At 44.8% G+C, this 17,742-nt stretch carries 13 protein-coding genes; 5 read left to right on the plus strand and 8 right to left on the minus strand.

Features of this window, described 5'->3' with window-relative positions; translation table 11 throughout:
• Positions 1-27: 27 nt before the first annotated feature.
• The 3 genes from HQ865_RS24890 to HQ865_RS24900 all read right to left on the minus strand — a co-directional run bounded on the left by HQ865_RS24890 (position 28) and on the right by HQ865_RS24900 (position 6,164).
• Complete coding sequence (locus HQ865_RS24890; RefSeq protein WP_173417500.1) at positions 28-1,440, minus strand: RagB/SusD family nutrient uptake outer membrane protein; 1,413 nt, start codon at positions 1,438-1,440, stop codon at positions 28-30.
• 20 nt (positions 1,441-1,460) lie between these two features.
• The gene (locus tag HQ865_RS24895) at positions 1,461-4,727 is read right to left on the minus strand and encodes a SusC/RagA family TonB-linked outer membrane protein (protein ID WP_173417501.1); all 3,267 of its coding nucleotides are present in this window, start codon (positions 4,725-4,727) and stop codon (positions 1,461-1,463) included.
• A 300-nt stretch (positions 4,728-5,027) separates the two neighbouring features.
• Positions 5,028-6,164, minus strand: coding sequence for a FecR family protein (locus tag HQ865_RS24900; RefSeq protein ID WP_173417502.1), 1,137 nt, complete (start codon positions 6,162-6,164; stop codon positions 5,028-5,030).
• A gap of 223 nt (positions 6,165-6,387) precedes the next feature.
• On the opposite strand from HQ865_RS24900, the gene HQ865_RS24905 reads away from it, so the two are divergent.
• The gene (locus HQ865_RS24905; protein WP_173417503.1) at positions 6,388-8,982 is read left to right on the plus strand and encodes a hypothetical protein; all 2,595 of its coding nucleotides are present in this window, start codon (positions 6,388-6,390) and stop codon (positions 8,980-8,982) included.
• A gap of 13 nt (positions 8,983-8,995) precedes the next feature.
• Here the strand turns inward: HQ865_RS24905 and HQ865_RS24910 are convergent, their stop codons facing one another.
• The 4 genes from HQ865_RS24910 to HQ865_RS24925 all read right to left on the minus strand — a co-directional run bounded on the left by HQ865_RS24910 (position 8,996) and on the right by HQ865_RS24925 (position 12,727).
• Positions 8,996-9,604 carry an RNA polymerase sigma factor gene (locus HQ865_RS24910; protein WP_173417504.1) on the minus strand — a complete coding sequence of 203 codons (609 nt, stop codon included), beginning with the start codon at positions 9,602-9,604 and terminating at the stop codon, positions 8,996-8,998.
• A gap of 83 nt (positions 9,605-9,687) precedes the next feature.
• The gene (locus HQ865_RS24915) at positions 9,688-9,873 is read right to left on the minus strand and encodes a hypothetical protein (RefSeq protein WP_173417505.1); all 186 of its coding nucleotides are present in this window, start codon (positions 9,871-9,873) and stop codon (positions 9,688-9,690) included.
• Positions 9,874-10,173: 300 nt separating this feature from the next.
• Positions 10,174-10,953: a competence protein CoiA gene (locus tag HQ865_RS24920; RefSeq protein WP_173417506.1), complete on the minus strand. Its 780-nt coding sequence runs from the start codon at positions 10,951-10,953 to the stop codon at positions 10,174-10,176.
• Between the two features lie 70 nt (positions 10,954-11,023).
• Complete coding sequence (locus HQ865_RS24925; protein WP_173417507.1) at positions 11,024-12,727, minus strand: DUF262 domain-containing protein; 1,704 nt, start codon at positions 12,725-12,727, stop codon at positions 11,024-11,026.
• Positions 12,728-12,897: 170 nt separating this feature from the next.
• Here HQ865_RS24925 and HQ865_RS24930 point away from each other — a divergent pair, with 170 nt between their 5' ends.
• Complete coding sequence (locus HQ865_RS24930) at positions 12,898-13,977, plus strand: hypothetical protein (RefSeq protein ID WP_173417508.1); 1,080 nt, start codon at positions 12,898-12,900, stop codon at positions 13,975-13,977.
• A gap of 237 nt (positions 13,978-14,214) precedes the next feature.
• Positions 14,215-14,949 carry a DUF6615 family protein gene (locus tag HQ865_RS24935; protein WP_173417509.1) on the plus strand — a complete coding sequence of 245 codons (735 nt, stop codon included), beginning with the start codon at positions 14,215-14,217 and terminating at the stop codon, positions 14,947-14,949.
• Between the two features lie 10 nt (positions 14,950-14,959).
• Here the strand turns inward: HQ865_RS24935 and HQ865_RS24940 are convergent, their stop codons facing one another.
• Positions 14,960-16,063, minus strand: coding sequence for an HNH endonuclease domain-containing protein (locus HQ865_RS24940; protein ID WP_237073599.1), 1,104 nt, complete (start codon positions 16,061-16,063; stop codon positions 14,960-14,962).
• 76 nt (positions 16,064-16,139) lie between these two features.
• On the opposite strand from HQ865_RS24940, the gene HQ865_RS24945 reads away from it, so the two are divergent.
• Both HQ865_RS24945 and HQ865_RS24950 read left to right on the plus strand, forming a co-directional pair.
• The gene (locus HQ865_RS24945; RefSeq protein WP_173417510.1) at positions 16,140-17,006 is read left to right on the plus strand and encodes an RES domain-containing protein; all 867 of its coding nucleotides are present in this window, start codon (positions 16,140-16,142) and stop codon (positions 17,004-17,006) included.
• 399 nt (positions 17,007-17,405) lie between these two features.
• Positions 17,406-17,723: an OB-fold nucleic acid binding domain-containing protein gene (locus tag HQ865_RS24950; RefSeq protein ID WP_237073601.1), complete on the plus strand. Its 318-nt coding sequence runs from the start codon at positions 17,406-17,408 to the stop codon at positions 17,721-17,723.
• Positions 17,724-17,742: the final 19 nt, after the last annotated feature.

The raw sequence follows: 17,742 nt of genomic DNA on the forward strand, positions 1-17,742 counted from the left end.
TAATTTTTCGTATTGGCATGTTAATACTTAATATCCAGGATTTTGTAAAATATTAGAGTTATTCGTTATATCTGTTACCGGAACAGGATATAGCTGTTGGTAACTTTGCCAGTTTCCTCCTTTTGCTTTACAAACACCATTTGGGCCTCCCATTACTAAGTCAATCATTCCACTCCGTTTGAGATCGAACCAGCGATGAGCTTCACAAAAAAACTCTACTTGTCTTTCGTGATAGATTGCTTTTATTACATCGGGTTGTGTTAGTGTTAAAGGAAGCCCCGACAGCCCGGTTCGTTTTCTAACTGCATTTACATCGGCGATTGCACCGATTAGATCATTTTGCTGTGCACGTACTTCTGCACGTATCAAGTATTGCTCAGCTAATCGAAATACTACAGAATATTCTTTTGGAGCGCCTGTAGCATTTGGCCCAGCTTTGTATTTATTATTGAAGTAGATAGCTGATGCACCTGTACCAAATGTTCCGATCCATTTGGTTCTACGGGAGTCTCCATTTTCGAATGCTGACAACAATAGAGTACTGATTGTTGACGTATTGCTTCCACTAGGTGCAGCAGTCAGAACAAAAAATGATCCCTCGGCAGTAGCGGATGCTGTAGGTGGTTGCATAAGCTGCCAAATCGCTTCAGCATTATTTATCAGAAAAACGCTGTCTAAACTACATAATTTGTAAACTGAATTGTTAATAACGTTCGTTGCCTGTTGCCCAGCTTCGCTGTATTGCTTGTTGTATAGATAAACCCTCGCTAACAAAGCACTTGCAGCTGATTTTGTCGGACGTACACGATCGATAGATGTTTTAACGGAAGAAGCATCAACATAATTTTCGCTCAAAAGGCTTAACGCTTCAGTCAACTGCGAGATGATGTAATTATAGATATCCGTTTGTGTAGCTCGAGAAAGCGATGCATTGACTTTAGGATCAGTTGTTATAACCAACGGAACATTTCCGTATAAATTAACTAACCTAAAATAGAAAAATCCGAGCATAAACTTTGCTTCTCCAGTTAACTGTTGTTTAACACGCGAGCTAATTCCAGTGGATTTTCCTAAATTTTCAAGAATCGCATTTTCTTCGTAAATATAGTTATAGTGACTTTTCCATAAGTTGCCGGTGCCAGTTTCATCCAAAACAGCGCTGAGCGAATTGGTATAGAAATCCTTGGTAGTCTGGTCGGTTGCATATGTAAATAATTCGTCCGAGGAAAGCCCGGTAATTTTGTCTATACTATAATTATCTAACTTCATTTGGCTATAAACAGCAAGTTGAGCAGCAATTGCGACATCGTCCGATGCAAATACGCTGGTTGTGACCAATTGATTCGACGGAGGTGATACATTTAGTATTTTTTTACAGCTTACAAGTAATAGACTTAGAAAAATAAGGCATTGTATTTTGTGTATATTTATAATGTTCATGGTTTTTCGATTTATGTTAATTAAAAGCTTGTTTGAAAACCAATAGTGTACATTCTCATAGGCGGTAACGCCAAACCTTGGTTTTCCGGGTCCAATCCCAGATATTTAGTTATGGTAAATAGATTTTGTGCAGTTAAAGAAATTTTTGTATTCTTTAATTGCGTCTTCGCCTCCCATTTTTTTGGTAAAGTATATGACAATTGGATGTTTTTTAGCCGTGCGAAGGAGGCATCACTAATGATAACATCGCTGCCCTGGAAATTGCTGAGTGCCGTGTTGTAGGTAGCGATTGCCCCCGTTGTTGCTTTGGGCAATTGAGCATTGTCACCCGATGTCCTCCAATGGTCGAGGAGATATACTGGTTTATTAGTATTCTGAGATACCCTCAAAGAGAAATAGTTGATGTAATTATACCCGGTCTGTTTTACAAACTGAAAATCAAAACTGAAGCTAAATGATTTATAGTTAAAATGATTTTCCAAACCACCATGAAATGTTTGTTGGGGCGCAGCTACTAGTCGCTGGTCGTTAGTGTTTATTAATCCGTCATGGTTGAAGTCTTCCATGATCGGAATTCCTGTCTGTGTATCGATACCTACATAGTGATACAACTTACGCAGGGATAACGGCATTCCTACGAGATACTGATTTATATATGTCGTATTTGTTTCTAGTCCAGGAAACGATGCTAGTTTATTTTTGGGAAAAGAAATATTAAAATCACTAACCCATGTAAAATCGTTTGTGTTTATGTTAACGGTATTCAGTGATAACTCAAATCCAGTATTCTGCACAGTCGCAGGGAAATTTGTAATAACGCTGGTAAATCCTGCGATGGAAGGAAGCGGTTGTTGCACTAAAGAGTTATTTGTCTTATTATGATAATAATCTAAAGAAAGATTGACTCTATCATTAAGCATACCAAGTTCCAATCCTACATCTACCTTCTGCACCGATTCCCATGCGTAATATGGATTTGCTATACGGCCAGGCGTTAATCCTGCAATATTCTGATAGATAACATTGCTATTGCTGCCATACGTACTTAAATATTGGTAGTCAGAAATTTGATCATTTCCCGTAACCCCATAACTGGCTCTGAGTTTACCCAAGCTTAACCAGGAAACATTTTTTAAAAAATTTTCTTTTGAAAATATCCATGCTGCACCAATTGAACCGAAATTCCCAAATTGGTTACCTGGACCAAACCGGCTACTTCCATCCCGTCTTCCAACAATGTTAAATAAATATTTGTCTTGCCAATTGTAGCCGATACGGCTATATAAGGCTCCATACCGATATTGAGTATTCGCATTGTAACCAGAGTAGATTGTTGAGGCAAAATTTACGTTCGACAGTAAAGCATCACTGCTGAAACCATAACCACCGAAAGTATAACTATCGGAAATGTTTTTTTGAAAGGTGGCTCCAATAAGAACATTTAGCTGTCCGGATGCAATCTTTTTAACATATTCAATACCGGGTTCAACCTGCCAAATTAAGTTGTATCCGTTGGCAATATCCAATTGTCTAATATCGTTTGTGGGCGCAAAAACTACGCCTGAGAACCGTTTGACTGTTTGGTCAATTTGCTTCCTTGTATATCCTGCACTGGTTTTCAAGGTCAGATCGGAGAAAAGTTTGTAATTAAGATCTATATTTCCCGTCAAACTATTTATATCGGACTGATTTGGGGTAAAAGTTGTGCTTAAAGGATTAGTCCATGTTCCGTTCTGCCAATTTAAGTTGCCATTATTGTCATATATAGCTGGTGCGTCTGGAGCAAGTACTATTTTCGCGGTATAATCGCTCGCATGAACTAGGTTGGATTCGTTTGAATAACGAGCGATGAATTGCATTTTGAGTTTTTGATCGTTGGAAACATAATTCACCGTCATCCCAACGTTTACTTGTGAATCATGATCACCTCCCGGAAAAACTGCGTCCTGACGCGAACTCCCTGCATTAAGTCGAAATTGGGTATTTGTATTCCCCCCACTAACGGAAATCTGCCCATTAGAATATCGTGCAGTTCTCCCTATCATTTCTTTTTGCCAGTCAGTATAACGTGTGGTGTCCCAAGTCCCATTGATATCATAATCTGATGCAATCGGCGTTTTACCATCGTTGGCAAATGCCTCCCGTCGAAGCTTAAGATACTGTTGTGTGTTCAGTAGAGGTAATCTACTAGCTACATTCCCTATACCGCTCGTTAAATTTAAATCTACTTTTGTTCTTCCTGGGCGGCCCTTTTTGGTAGTAATAAGTATTACACCATTTGCGCCCCGGGAACCATAAATAGCGGTAGCATCAGCGTCTTTCAAAATTTGTATATCTTCAATATCGGAAGGGTTTAATGAATTAAAGGGACTTAGACCAGTTGATGGCTGAATAGGGGTTGTGGGGGGAGCCCCTAAAGCTCCGCCTGACAATCCCGGGTTCGTTAATGAGATTGATGAAAAAGGTAAACCATCAACAATATATAACGGGTCATTGCCACTCCCAATACTATTTCTGCCCCGCAATTTCACCTGAACTCCTGCACCAGGAATACCGGAAAATTGAGAAATGTATAATCCTGGCACTCTTCCTTCCAATGCTGCTATAGGATTAATGCCAGGTTGCTTGGAGATATTGTCTCCGGTAACTTTAAAGGTGCTACCTGTGTTTAACTCTTGTTTTACTGAGTAGTATCCTTTGTTAACGATTACTTCTTGTAAGTTCGTCTGAACAGGCTTTAATCTAATAATTGATCCTGACGCAATATCTTTTGCAGCTAATTCTATGGTTTCGTAACCAATAAACGAAAAAACAATAATCGTTTTGTCATCCGGGACCGTAATGGCAAAAGTGCCATTTGCATCAGAAGCAGTCGCCTGGCTGGTGGTTTTGATTTTCACAGTTACACCGACAAGCGGTTGTCCAGTTTCATCTTGAACTTTTCCTGCCACGGTTACCTGAGCGAATATTGCTCTGGCTTTATCAATGAATGTCGGTTCATTTTTTTTTAACAAGATGTTATTACCGACAATTTTATAATCGACAGATGTATTTTTAAAGGCGGCTTTGAGCGTTTCTTCAATGCTTGCATTGCTGACCTTTACAGTGATCTTTTCGTTTTTAAGTTCCTGGTCGGTATATAGGAACACATAGCCGGATTGTTGCTTGATGGTATTGATGACCTTTTCTAAGGGCGCGTTGGTTTCGTTCAGGTTGATTTTCTGGGCGAATCCTTTGGCGCTGGCCTGGACAAGGGCTATGATCAACAGGAGTGTCGTTAGTTTCATAACCTTTATAATTGTTTGCAGCGGCTGTCGGCTGTTAGGTCGCAGCACTGCGTGAATAGCAGTAAAATTCATTACTTTTGTAAAGTTTTGGGTTAATACATGAATAGTTCTCCAAATTATTTATCCTGACTTTGTCGGGAAAGGGTTGACCCGGACTTTGCCGTAAAAGTGCTTCGAACCACTTTTGCGGCTTTTTTGTCTCAGATACCCTCAGTTTCGCCGTTGCTTTATTGTCGTAAAGTTGTTTTCATGGTCTTGGGGGTTTGGTTAATCATTCTGTTTATTGCTATTTAGGTTATGTTATGGTTTTACGAGGATCTTCTTCCCGTCAAATCCCTGTACGATTTCAAAATTGACTTTAAAGAATTTAAGTACTTCCAATACTTGTAAGGCATTGACGTTGCGGTGCATCTCGCCGTGGAATACGGTTCTGGGCGTTCCTTCAGGGTATTCGACATCTACGTCATACCAGCGCGAGATTTGGCGCATAGCATCCGCCAGCGGCATTCCTTCGAAATTAAACAGGCCATTTTTCCAGGCGATGGCCTGCTCGATATCGGCTTTCTTTACTCTGATATTGCCGTTGGTAATTACGGCTTGTTGTCCCGGTATGAGCGTTTTTTCGTTGTTGATTCTTATGCTGCCTTCGATGAGGGTGGTTTTGATATTCGGCTCATCGTCATAGGCGTTGATATTGAAATGGGTGCCTAAATCTTCGATGGTTTGGCCTTTCACACTTACTCGGAATGGCATTTTTGAATTATGGGTAACCTCGAAATAGACCTGGCCGGTGATCTCTACTTTACGTTCGCTGCCTGTGAAGACTACGGGGTAGCGGATAGAGGACCCGGCATCGAGTATGGCGACGGTGCCATCCGATAGGGTCAGCGGGTAATAGTTGCCGCGTTTGGTGGTAATGGTATTGTAGGCGATGGTTGCTGTGCCTGTGTTTTCATTATTGTTGTCGTTGTTGTAGACAATGCTGTTGTTAGCGGTCTTCGTAATGTTGGTGCTGCCCTGCGTGGCGATGGTACCGGCTTTAACCTGGTTCAGGCTGATCTGCTGGCCGTTGGACAATTGCAGGATCGCGGACTGGTTGCCAGGCGGGATATCCGTCTTTGGTATACTTGCGGTTTGCGGTGGTACTGTTGCTTTATTTTTGAACAGGAAGTAACCGCCCGCTGACAGGATCAATAAGATAGACGCGGCGGCGGCGATGCGGCGTGGCCATAGGCTACGGGTCTTATGTTGTGCATGGGCCATGATGGTATGGCGCATCTGCTCATGGGCGGCGTTGATCTCCTGCATGGAGGGGTTCTCGTCACTGTTTTTAAAATCTAACAGGTGCCAGCTTTCTACGAGGGCTTTTTCCTCGGGGGTGCAGTTGCCATCGAGGTAGCGTTTGATCAGTTCTTCGGGTGTATTCTTTTCTGACATGTAATGGCGCTTTTAAGGCGTTTCATATACATGTAAGTTAAGTGGTGATGTGTTCCCGAAGAATTTTGAATTATTTTTTGGAGGGATGCTCCTTATAAATCGCATAAGTGACTTAACACTTTTGATTAACCGGCACCATACTCCTCCTACTCCAGCCGGGGACATGAGTCTTAATAATTTAAATCAACTCATTTTTTGTAGCTTTAATTCCAAACTTTATACAATGCCTTATCAATCCGACAAAATCCTGGATGAAGCGATAGCCATCGCCATCAAAGATACTGACATTCAAAATGGCCTTGCTGAAACCAATTATCCGGCGGAACGATTGGCCGGTGAAGTTAAGGTTCAGGCTTCGGAAGTTTGGGCACCAGTTCTAAAGGACATCGCCGACTTTGATCAAACCGAAGGAAGGATCGATGATTTTATTTTAAAACATCCGTTTTTGTATAAAGCCGGGCAGAAGAGGTCTACCCGAACGTTTTTTAAACCTGTCTGGCTGGTCATTTTATTTGAAGCGTTGTTTATAATACAAGATTTCGGGCCAGTTTTTTTCCCTGATCTTTGGCCCTCATTATTGGTTTATCAACCGATGTATAAACAGGTAAATGATACACTGCTGAGTTTTTTGCTTGCCGCCGGTATTTTTACCTTGCAAAATGTCATATTATTCAATCGCTGGTTAGGTCTTTGGGATCTGACGATACGCTACTATTATCGTTTCGTATTCTTTTTAGCCAGGCGTGACAGCCGGCGGTTGTATGCACAATGTACGATGGATGTCGCGCATCTGGGCATGGTTTCGAACTTACTAAAAGATAGTTTGCGCGAAAAGGGGGTAAAGGAGGTCATGCGTAAGATTCTGAACGAACATATCGCCGTCTCCTATCAAACGACCTTTGACAAGATCGAAACTACCGGCCTGGGCGAAGTACTTGATGCAACGCGTACGATCAGCACGCAGGCACGCGAGCAGATGGACTACCTGCTTAATCATATGCCAGGGGGGAGTATCGGCATAGCGGGTTCACGCGGCGCGGGTAAAAGCACCTTGATACAATTGTACTGCGGCCGCGACCGGATAGTGCCAGAAATGAATGGTCGGCTTGTACTGCCTGTAATGGCATCCGCTCCGGTAAAGTACGAGGCGCGGGATTTTATCCTTTATCTTTTCAAATCGGTTTGCCGGGCTTATCTCAATATTGACGGAAATAATAACCGCTATTTGCAACGGCGTTATGAACGAGGATCAGCGGTGCCCATATCCAGTCTCTGGCTAAACCATTTAAAACCAGTGTGCTTTATCGGCGGCTTGATATTAATAATGGTATCACCACTTCTCCGATGGAGTTATGTTGCCGACCACCCCGGCAAAGCTTCACCCAAGCGGGATACGATCTATATTAAAAATATCACTCAACCCGATAAGGCTACAGTGGTATCCCGCAGCCCGAATACCGACATAGATGCCTTGACCAGTTCTTTCAGCCAGTTGTTCCATTCTTTGGATGAACCCAAAGCTGCAGTGGATACCAATAAAAGTTTTTTCGCCTATTACCGTACCGCTTTCAGCCGATCTTATAACAGCGCTTCGGATTGCTTATTTTATGGTACTGGCTTATTTGTGATTTGGATGTTGCTGGCGTTTATCGACCGGAGAGCACGGCGGCCCCTTGGCTCTTTATTAGGGAGACGATATTTTTCAGAAGAGCAATGGCTTGATGGTACCGGCTCTTCAAGAGATAAATCGCAACTAGCCAAGGATGCTGTCAAATGGCTTGAAAAGATAGATTTTCAACAATCTTTTACCAGTGGCTGGTCTGGCGGAATTAAACTGCCGTATATTGAAAGTGGCACTACCCGGTCAAACACGCTGACCGAAAAGCCGTTATCAAACCCTGAGATCGTCGCAGCTTTCGCCGATTTCCTGAAAGATGCCGCACAAATCTATCAAGTCATCATCGGCATAGATGAGTTGGATAAGTTGGAATCTGCCGCCTCTGCGGAGCAGTTTTTGAATGACATCAAATCTATCTTTGGTATACCGCGCTGTTTTTTTCTAATTTCTGTTTCCGAAGATGCGATGAGTAACTTTGAACGTCGCGGGTTACCGTTCCGGGACGTTTTCGACAGTGCCTTTGATAGTATCGTTTACGTGGAATACCTCGATTTGGAAAGCACTAAACGACTATTACAGCGGCGGGTCATCGGTCGACCAGCTGTTTTCTTCTGTTTAGCATATTGTTTTGCCGGCGGCTTGCCGCGCGATGTAATTCGGTATTTCCGGGACATCGCACGGCTATCAGCAGACACCAACGAACTGGCGGCCATCACAGCCCGGCTTGTTAGTGACGACGTCACGGCTAAATTACGAGCTATTGCCTTTTCAATTAAAAAATACCGGACTCATGAGGCAGCAGGCAAATTGCTCGACCTGCTGTTCGGAGATCCGGCCGAGTTAACCACTGGTAAACTGGAGAGCATGCTCAATAAGTTAAAGCGTCAAATGACTGCGCTTAGCTCAGAAATAAAAAAACAGCAGTCCGCAATAGGAACGGATACGATTCCTCCGACACTGGCCGAACAGTGGGAGTTACTCGGTTTGATGGAGGAAGTATACGCCTACCTGGCTTTCATTACAACGCTATACAATTTGTTTACGTCGGGGCTGGACGAAGCTAAAATCCAACAAATAGAACAAAATAAAGGGTTCGAAGCCTTGGCTGAGGCACGGCAAATACTGGCGGTAGATAAAGTGATCGCCCTCAAAAAGATCAATGCTTGCCGCAGTAAGGAGGGGTTTGCTGTATTTGGATAAATTCGGAGCTTTATTACAGTTTCTTCATCAGTTCGGCAAGTGCTTCGGCGCTAAGGAATAGGCCGGTTAATTGGAGCGCGCCGAGTTTCATTTTTAATTGTTTGACGGCGAGGCTGACCTGGTTCTGCACGGTTTTTTCAGATACGTCAAGGAGTTCGGCGATATGTGCAGTACTCATATTGGCCTTGCGGCTGAGTTCGTAGATGAGTTTAAGTTTTGGTGGCAGGAGGCTGATCTGTTCTTCGATGAGGCGCAGCATTTCGCGTTCGCGCAAAAGGTTGTCGGTTTCAGGGCTGCCTTCCTGCATGTATTTTTTCAGCGAGTCGGCGTAATCCAGCCTGACTTTCTTTTTATCGAGCAGGTTGAAAAATTTATAGCGCACGGCGCTGTACAGGTAAGCTAATATATTATGGTCAAATTCGATGCTGTCGCGTTTGTCCCAAAGGTATAAAAAGACTTCCTGCACGATATCGGCGGCCTCATCTTTGTCTTTGGTAATCTTCCGGGCATAGACATATAGTGTAGGCTGGAAACGGTCAAATAGCTGGGTATAGGCTGCGGCATTCCCTTCCCGTAGTTGGGCGACCAGTTGCTGATCGGTGGGTGTGGTGGGAATTGCCATGACGTTTAATGTAAATACGAATTTACCAAAAAATTTAGTGCAAAGAAAATAAACGATTGTAAATTAAGTGTTAAGCCGTGCATTTAATCTCTCTTGATGAGGTAGCAAATACCGAATACAATAATGGCGCAAACTACCACGAGCGCAATAATTCCTAATGATTTTCCATTCATGATGTTCGTTGTTGCAGGTGAAACCTGTCGTGTTACGTTGATCAATACAATCACCAATCCGATGATTGCGGTTATAAATTCTATGGTTGTTTTCATATCCTATTATTATGTTATATCCTGTTTTGTCAAAATTCAACTATTCACATGGTAGTTTATCGCCGGATCATAGCCGGTTTACCGCCTATGGTAACATAGGCGTGCGCGGATGTCAAGTCTTAGGGTTAAGATAAAATTTGGTGAATTCGTCTGGAAAACGGAAGGCGCGAAAGCTTTGAATGGCCTTTTTATTTCGGTTTTAGGACACTTATTAAATGAGAATGAAAAATAATCTTGTTGAATTACAGCGGGTTAACCTCAATTTCGCATTTAGCTGCAAGTTTTTTTGCAGTTGGAGGATTAGGCCCCGTATTTGGCCAAAAAATCTTTCTTCTTCACGATTTGAAGATAGATCAACGTGGTGATGACTTGCTGGCGCTTTTTGATCCAATAAAGGAATTCATCGCCAAAATCGAGGAATACCGGCGCACTGCAGGTGAGCCAGCCGCGGTGTTTGTATTTCCAGTTGAAAAGCCAGTATTGATGCTGAGCGTTTTTGTGCAGGTCGGCGACGGCTTTGAATTCGGCATCGTGCAGGCTATAAATCCTGACCATATTGCCATCGCCTTTGATATCTTCCTTTTTTATAAAGTGGGCGAATTTGGCGAGGCCATCCTGATCGACAGAAAAATTATAGTCTTTCAGTAATTCGGATTCCGGATCGGGTATGGCGTTATTAAAATCAAAATCTCCTTTGAAGCGCAGGCCATTGACAATCCACAGCAACTTGGGATAAAAAGCGTTGCGGCTTTGCATCTCTTCCGCTGACATAGCCGAGTGCTGGAACTCCAGGGTGATACCTTTGGGGGTATGCACATCCGCGCGGTGAAATTCGCCGCTCTGCTCATCGCGGAAAATAACCTCGCGCCAGGCTTCAGGGAATTTGTTCTGCCAGTCGAGATGCCATTGGGTCATGGGCTCCCACCAAGGGTCGCAGTCGAAGCGTTTACGGTGGGCCCAATGGTGTACCTTTACGCTGCCGCATTTGGCGATAACGGGGTTGCCGCAACCTGGGCATACGCCTTTAAGGCCACTGGCTGGTTCTGTTTTGATCCCGTTAACATTGGCGTAGCGCGTCATTAGCTAAAGATAGACAAATGGGTTGATTAGTGAATTATTGCTTGCGAAGCGAAGCTTTTTCACCCGTGCGCTAAAAATGATCCATGATAAATTTCGTGATTTCCGCTTTCCGTTCAGCGATCAGTTCTTTCGTCCATAAAGGCTCGCCTGGCGTCATTCGCTGGATCTCCAGTTGCTGCTGGAGATAGGTGTACGTACTGCGCTTTTCGGTGAAGGGCCGGTTACCGATAGAACGGTTATGCGAGGCGGATAACAGCAGATAATTACCGAGGCAGTTCACGTACTGGTTCCTGAATTCCTCGTCATAGTCCGGGTAGCCGGCGGCCACGGGTTCGCCGTTAGTAGGCGTTTGCGGCGCTATATGTTCCAGGTCAGGGAAAGCGATATCGGAGTAGCGCATTTGCGCGTAGCCGGCCTTGCCGCCGCTGCGCAAGAAATTCTCATACTTCCATAAAAGGAATTTGGCGGTTGTATGGTTAAGCCCGCCCTGGATGGAGCGTTCGAGTTCCTGCTTGTTCCAATAGGCCCACCACCAGGAATCATAGCTGATATCTTTCATCCATCGGATCCGGCCGGTGATATCGCCGATGCCCGGATTTTCCAGCGTGAACTTTTGATATACGTCGTTCAGCCGGGAGGTGATGTCGGCACGGGTACCGATGAGCCGGTGCCGCAAGACCAGGATTTCCAGCGCTGCGCATAATTCGGTGACCTGCCTCATGGGCAAACCAAAGAGATAAGCTTTGAGGACAAAAGGGACGGCTATGCCGATACCGCCGAGGGTGACGAGTGAATGAATTTCGATCTGTTTTTTTTCATCGGTATTAAAGAAAGCGGTCAAATATTCAAAACATTCGGCCAGCGTGCGGGTAAAGCTTTGGATAAACGCGATAGCATTCCCTTCGGACAATATTTTATCAACCCGCTCCGTGGCGCTAGTCTCCCAAAGAGAATTAAAGAAGACGCGGAGCGTATATACCAGTACATCGTCTTCATTGATGCGGTATTCAATGGAGGATATGGATTTGTAAATCTTCTCGAAACGGGTCTTCAGTTCGTCTACCAAATCCGTTTTATCACCGTCCGCGTGGAGGTGGATATGGAACATGAACTGGGCCTTCATGATCTCCAGGTTGGAAGGCTTCTTGCCACGATTGTTTTGAAAGATGAACATCTGGATCGCTTCAGACTCATTGGCTACAGGATGGGTCGTACAGGAGGCTTCCTGTACGATGGTTAACAGCCGGATTAGGTGGCTGTCGGTTTTATCATTCAGGTACGCGGTAAAAAAGTCAAAAGCGTCTACAATGCGCTGCGCGGAGGAAGTGTCCAGTCCGCTGGTATTCTTTTTGGTTTGATCGATCACATAATCGCGGAAAAGCTGGTGATCGTAGTCTACGGTAGTAAAATGATAAGTGGAATTTCGTTTGATCATGTCCTCGTACAACTCCTGTTCGTGTTCGGTCAGTTTGCGCAAGCTTTTCAGCCGGGTAAAGAGCGCGGCCAGGAAGATGACGATGGAGGTCAGGCGCTGCTGGCCGTCAATGACGCCGAAACGGTTCTGCTCATGTTTCTCAAACAAAAAATGCCCGAAATAATAGGGCGCCCGCGCACTGCTCTTATGATAATCTTCCAGGTCGGCGATAAACTCGTTGATTTGTTTGACCGGTTTACTTTTTTCCTTTTCGGTATCCCAGGAATAAGCGCGCTGGTAAGCAGGTACAAAGATCTTATTGCCGGCAAGTACGTTTCGGATGGTGGTGAGGGTTTCCATGAATGGTATAAGGTTTTTAGGTGACCAGTTGCTGGCCAGCGACGGTAAATGTAGGAGAATGGTATCGGCGAAAAATACTTATTTAAAAATATTTTTTTGCTTGCCTGTTTTCCTGAATAATTAGGGTACTGGTGTAATTGTTAGTGCAGCTACTTTTATTTTGGCGGCTGATGGACCAACTGAAGCTAAGCCGTGAAGAGTTGTATGAGCATGTTTGGAGCAAACCTGTCTCTAAACTGGAACAGGAACTATCCCTGAGCAACTGGGATATCAAACAGTTGTGCAAAAAGATGGAAGTGCCGCTGCCACCGGCAGGTCATTGGTCGCGTATTCAGTACGGCAAACCTATGGAACGCCTGCCCCTGCTGCCGCTTAGTGCAGACGCACAAGCGGTCTTAACTGCCGAACCTGATTTGCGGGAATCCCGGCAGGTGCATGAGCCACCGATCCTGTTTCCCGGCGAAAAGGAACTGTCCTTTGCCGTACCTGATCGGTTGGTCAACCCGGATAAACTGATTATTGCGGCCGAACATACGCTGCGTTCACGGATTACTAAACCTAACCCTGAATTCGGCACAGTTCATACTGAACTGGGGCAATTGAACATCCGGGTCTCACCGGGCAATATCAACCGTGCCTTGCGCATCATGGATACTTTGGTCAAATGCTGGCGGCGGCGGGGTTACCGGATCGAATTTGACGGGAGGGATACGCTGGTTTGCCGGCGCAAAGTCCAACAGCGTGTGCGGCTCTGGGAGATCACCACGAAAAGACCGAAAGAAACGCTGCATGGTTACCAGTTGTATGACCCGACGGGGAAGCTGGCTTTTAAGATGGAATACTATATGGGCAGGGAATGGCGGGACGGCAAACAATTCCTGGAAGACCAGATCCTGGATATCCTGAACCAGATGGAGATAGCAGGCAGACAATTGGAAAAAGGCTGGGCGGAACACGCGGAACAGGTTGCCCGGCGGGAGGCTGAGCAGCAGGAAGCGATTGTTAAGAGAGATAGCTTTGTGGATAAAGAAGAGGTGATGAAAACCGGGAAGGTCAGGAAAAAAAAGAAAAAATTTAAGAAATTACTGAAAGAGGCGAAGCGCTGGAGAGAACTAAAAGTACTGGATGAGTACCTGGCGGCTTTGGTGATGGCGCAATCACCCACACCCTCATTCCTGGAATGGCTGGCCTGGGCGAAGCATGAACGGGAGGCAGCAGACCCGCTGGCCGGTCTAAGCGTTGATGAGTAGCGGCTCGCCGTTGACTATTAGGTTTTATTATTTATCTTGGCTTGAAATCTTTTCCAATTATTGCTTAAACCTAAGCTTATGAGCCTAATCTACTATCTTGACACTACGGTTCCGCCGGACGAATGTGATGTCTTTAAGGCGGCGGCAAAAGACAGCTGGGCGCGGATACGCTTTTCCAGGCTGAAACCGCGTTTGAAGATCCATGAGACCACGATCACGCAAAACCTAGTTTATGAAATGCGCCTGCTGAAATCGCACTTCCCGCATCTGGGCTTTACCCTGTTCGAATCTACGATGGAAGATACCCATGGCGATGACCTGGAACTCTGCATCATACAGGATGATGGCCAGTTGATCACTTATGCGCTACAGGCCAAGATCATTTATCACCAGTCCACACGTACACGGATCAAGATCAGTAATGGAAAATACCCGCAGATGCGGCATTATGTGGGTGCAATAAGACGTGAAAACCAGGTGCAGTTATTATTAGACTATGCGCGCCCGCTGGGTTACGTACCGATGTATCTGCTTTATAACTATGTCTTTCGGCCGAAAATCAAAAGAGGTATACCGAATGATCTGTTTGGCTGTACAGTGGTCACTGCTCAATACCTGAAAGACAACCACGGGCTGGCAGATGGCAACCTGAGCCCCAAAGTTCAATTTACCGACCTGCATCCATCGCCGGCATTTCCCTGGCATGAGCTGATCTGCAAGTTAAGATCGCTGGATCAGGCTGACCTGTTAAGCGAACTTGACCTCGTAGGTTACCCGCTCGTATTACGTGACCCGAATGATGCGCTTGATAACCGGGAATGGGTAGAAGTGGATGTGAGTTCGGATACACCGGATGGCGTAACGCAAAAAGCTTTCGAATCCTTAATCAAGGCAGAGCAGCGGGGTGCCAACGGCAGGGGTTTTCGGCCCAGGTTCCGTCTTTTATTCCGGCCTGGCGGGGATCTACGGTAACTTTTGAAGATCACGTATGACTTAGCTGGCCGGTTTTCATTGGCCTGGTTAGAAATTCAAAACCATTATTGCTGGCAATGGTGATCAGTGGCTGCACCTGTTCCAGAAATTTTTGCTGATCGAGCGGCTGGTTTTCAAGCAGCGGGAACAGGGTCAGATAATCCTGTAACAATTTATTTTTCGGCGCTTTGTATTTGATGATCTCCACAGCCTGGTTTTGCAGGTTGAAAAATGGCTGAAAGTGCTGGTCTAAAATCGGTAGCTTATCGCTTTTACTGCTGTTAAAACTTTGGTCGGCTGGTATGAGGTTCCAGATCAGGTCATGCGACACAAAGGCGTAAGGAATAAAATGCTCCACGGCATAAGCGCCAACTTGTAAACGGCTATTGGTATAGATGCAATCCACGCTGCCGAGTTCGCCGATCACGATATCCCAGAACCTGCGCTGTTCGGTTAGGTTTTTCCTGACCGGTATCCTGATCAGCTTATTGGGAATATCCGGAACATTAGGATTTTTAGTTTGCAGGTACATGGCCAGGTTCCAGTAACAAAAGGCTTTCAAAATACCGGCATTATTTTGTAAATAGACATGCCATTCAGGATTGATCTTGATGTGGTCTTTAAAAACGGCGTAAGGGCAATTATTGGTAAAACTTTGTGAATACTGATAGGCTAAGGGCTTATCGCTGGCGTTGAACCAAGGGCTTAAAAAACGGTGTGGTACTTCGGCATCAAAGTGCTGCAATGTTTTTGAAGTGGAACTGTTGGTTGAACTGGAAAGTTGCTGAATGATAGCTGCCCGGCTGGCATCAATCGTAAGGCTTTCGGTTGATCGGATCCGCTCAATAGCCTGTTGTAATTTATCCTGCTTGCCGAAAGAAACGTGGAAATAATTGACAGTAAACCAGGAATGGGCGACCATTTCGGCAAAAAGATGATGTTTGCTGATGGTGGTCTCTCCCTGTTCTACCCGTCCGATGATCGCCAGGAACCAATAAAATTTATAGGTCGCTACCGTGTTATTGAAACAAGCGGCTAAGCGGCTGATCGGTAAGTTTGTTTGGTCTGGCAGGTTCACCAGTCTAAGATAGCAGTTAAAGGCTAATATCTTCATTCCGGGTAATTTTTTAATTGCATCGGTGTTTAGGGATAATGTTTAAATTAGCGCAAGACCTTGTCCATGTCCAATTATGAATTTCCTAGAGATTTTAAGACATCAAATCACTAACCTGCCAATAGAGCAGCCAGATGGTTTATCCTTCAAACAAACAATTACACATAAAATCAGGGAATTCGGTGAAATTGTCGACTCATCTGAAGATTTGAGCGAACCAGTGAACGGCATGACGCTCAACCCGGAAATCTTCAAAAAGCGCAATAAAATCTTGCGTGAAGGTATCCTGGATACGATTGAGATCTATTATACAGGCAACCTGCACGGTGCTTATAACCGCCTGGCTAAATTCATGAAAGATGCCAATACGGACGGCTACTTAAACAAAGAAATGTTCGCCCAGGTGGACAGTAGCTTTTTTCGGATCAGAAAGCATAACGGCAATTTTCCGTTAACCCGGCCGGAATTGTTTCATATTCCCTTTGATTTGCGGGGAAAGGTCGCCACTCAACGTTACAGTATCCCTGGATTACCTTCGCTCTATATCTCCAACTCTATCTACACTGCTTGGGAGGAAATGAGGCGGCCGGATTTCAACGAGATACAAGCCATCAAATTAAGTAATAACAGGCCATTGCAATTACTCAATTTGCGTTCAGACATCTATTCACGCAATGCTCATGTAACGGATAACGTGTCGTATAACTGGGACCCGTTGTATGCGGTCATGATCTGGCCACTTATCGCAGCGTGTTCGGTCAAGGTTAAAAACACTTTGGATACGTTTAAACCGGAATACATCATCCCGCAGCTACTACTCCAATGGATCAATAAAAGTAAGGTGGACGGCATATTGTATTCTTCCACGCACATCGATCTTTCCAAAAGTAAACATGCGGGGGCATTCTATAATATTGTGCTTCCGTCAAATCGTTTGAGTTAGAACAGGGTTATTGCGGTCACCTGGCAAGCCTTTTTAAAAGTACCAATGTACTGCCGATGCAGTTACGGCAGTTTTCCAGTTACAGCAACCGCTTTCATGACCAGGAAACGATCAGTTCTTTAGTCAATAGTGAGGTACAAGCTATTGAACTTATTGAGGGTAACTTACAACCGTACCATACGACCTATTTTGGCTTATTGGAACACAGCCTGGACTTTTTGGAAATGCACGAAATTAATTGATCCGTCAAGTATTAACAGATTGCAGTTTTTTTATTAAATTATTATGCTCCGGCTTTACCGGATAAAACTTAATTAAGTATGAGTATCATCGCTTGGGCGGCTGGCGGGCTTGATCACGGTGCGGCAACGGCCGGGGACTGCTAAGGGGGTATTATTCATGACACTGGAAGACGAAACGGGTTCGGCGAATTTAGTGGTCTGGCAGGCTTTGTTTGATAAATACCGCAAAGAGATCGTGCAGTCCAAATTGCTGATGGTATTCGGAAAATTGCAAATCGCCAATGGGGTGACGCACCTGGTAGTACGCCAGTGTTTTAACCTAAGTGTGTTACTGCGCAGCCTGACGGAAACTGATCTGCCGCAAACCTTGGCGCGGGGTGATGAAACGACCCAGCCGGTGAATTATGACGGGCGGTCTACGGCACCGGCGGTATCTGCCGAAGGAGCATTTCATAAGGGGCGTAATTTTCATTAAGCAGCAAGATTGAAATATT

This window comes from Mucilaginibacter mali, assembly GCF_013283875.1.
In the GTDB taxonomy this organism is placed as follows: Bacteria; Bacteroidota; Bacteroidia; order Sphingobacteriales; family Sphingobacteriaceae; genus Mucilaginibacter; species Mucilaginibacter mali.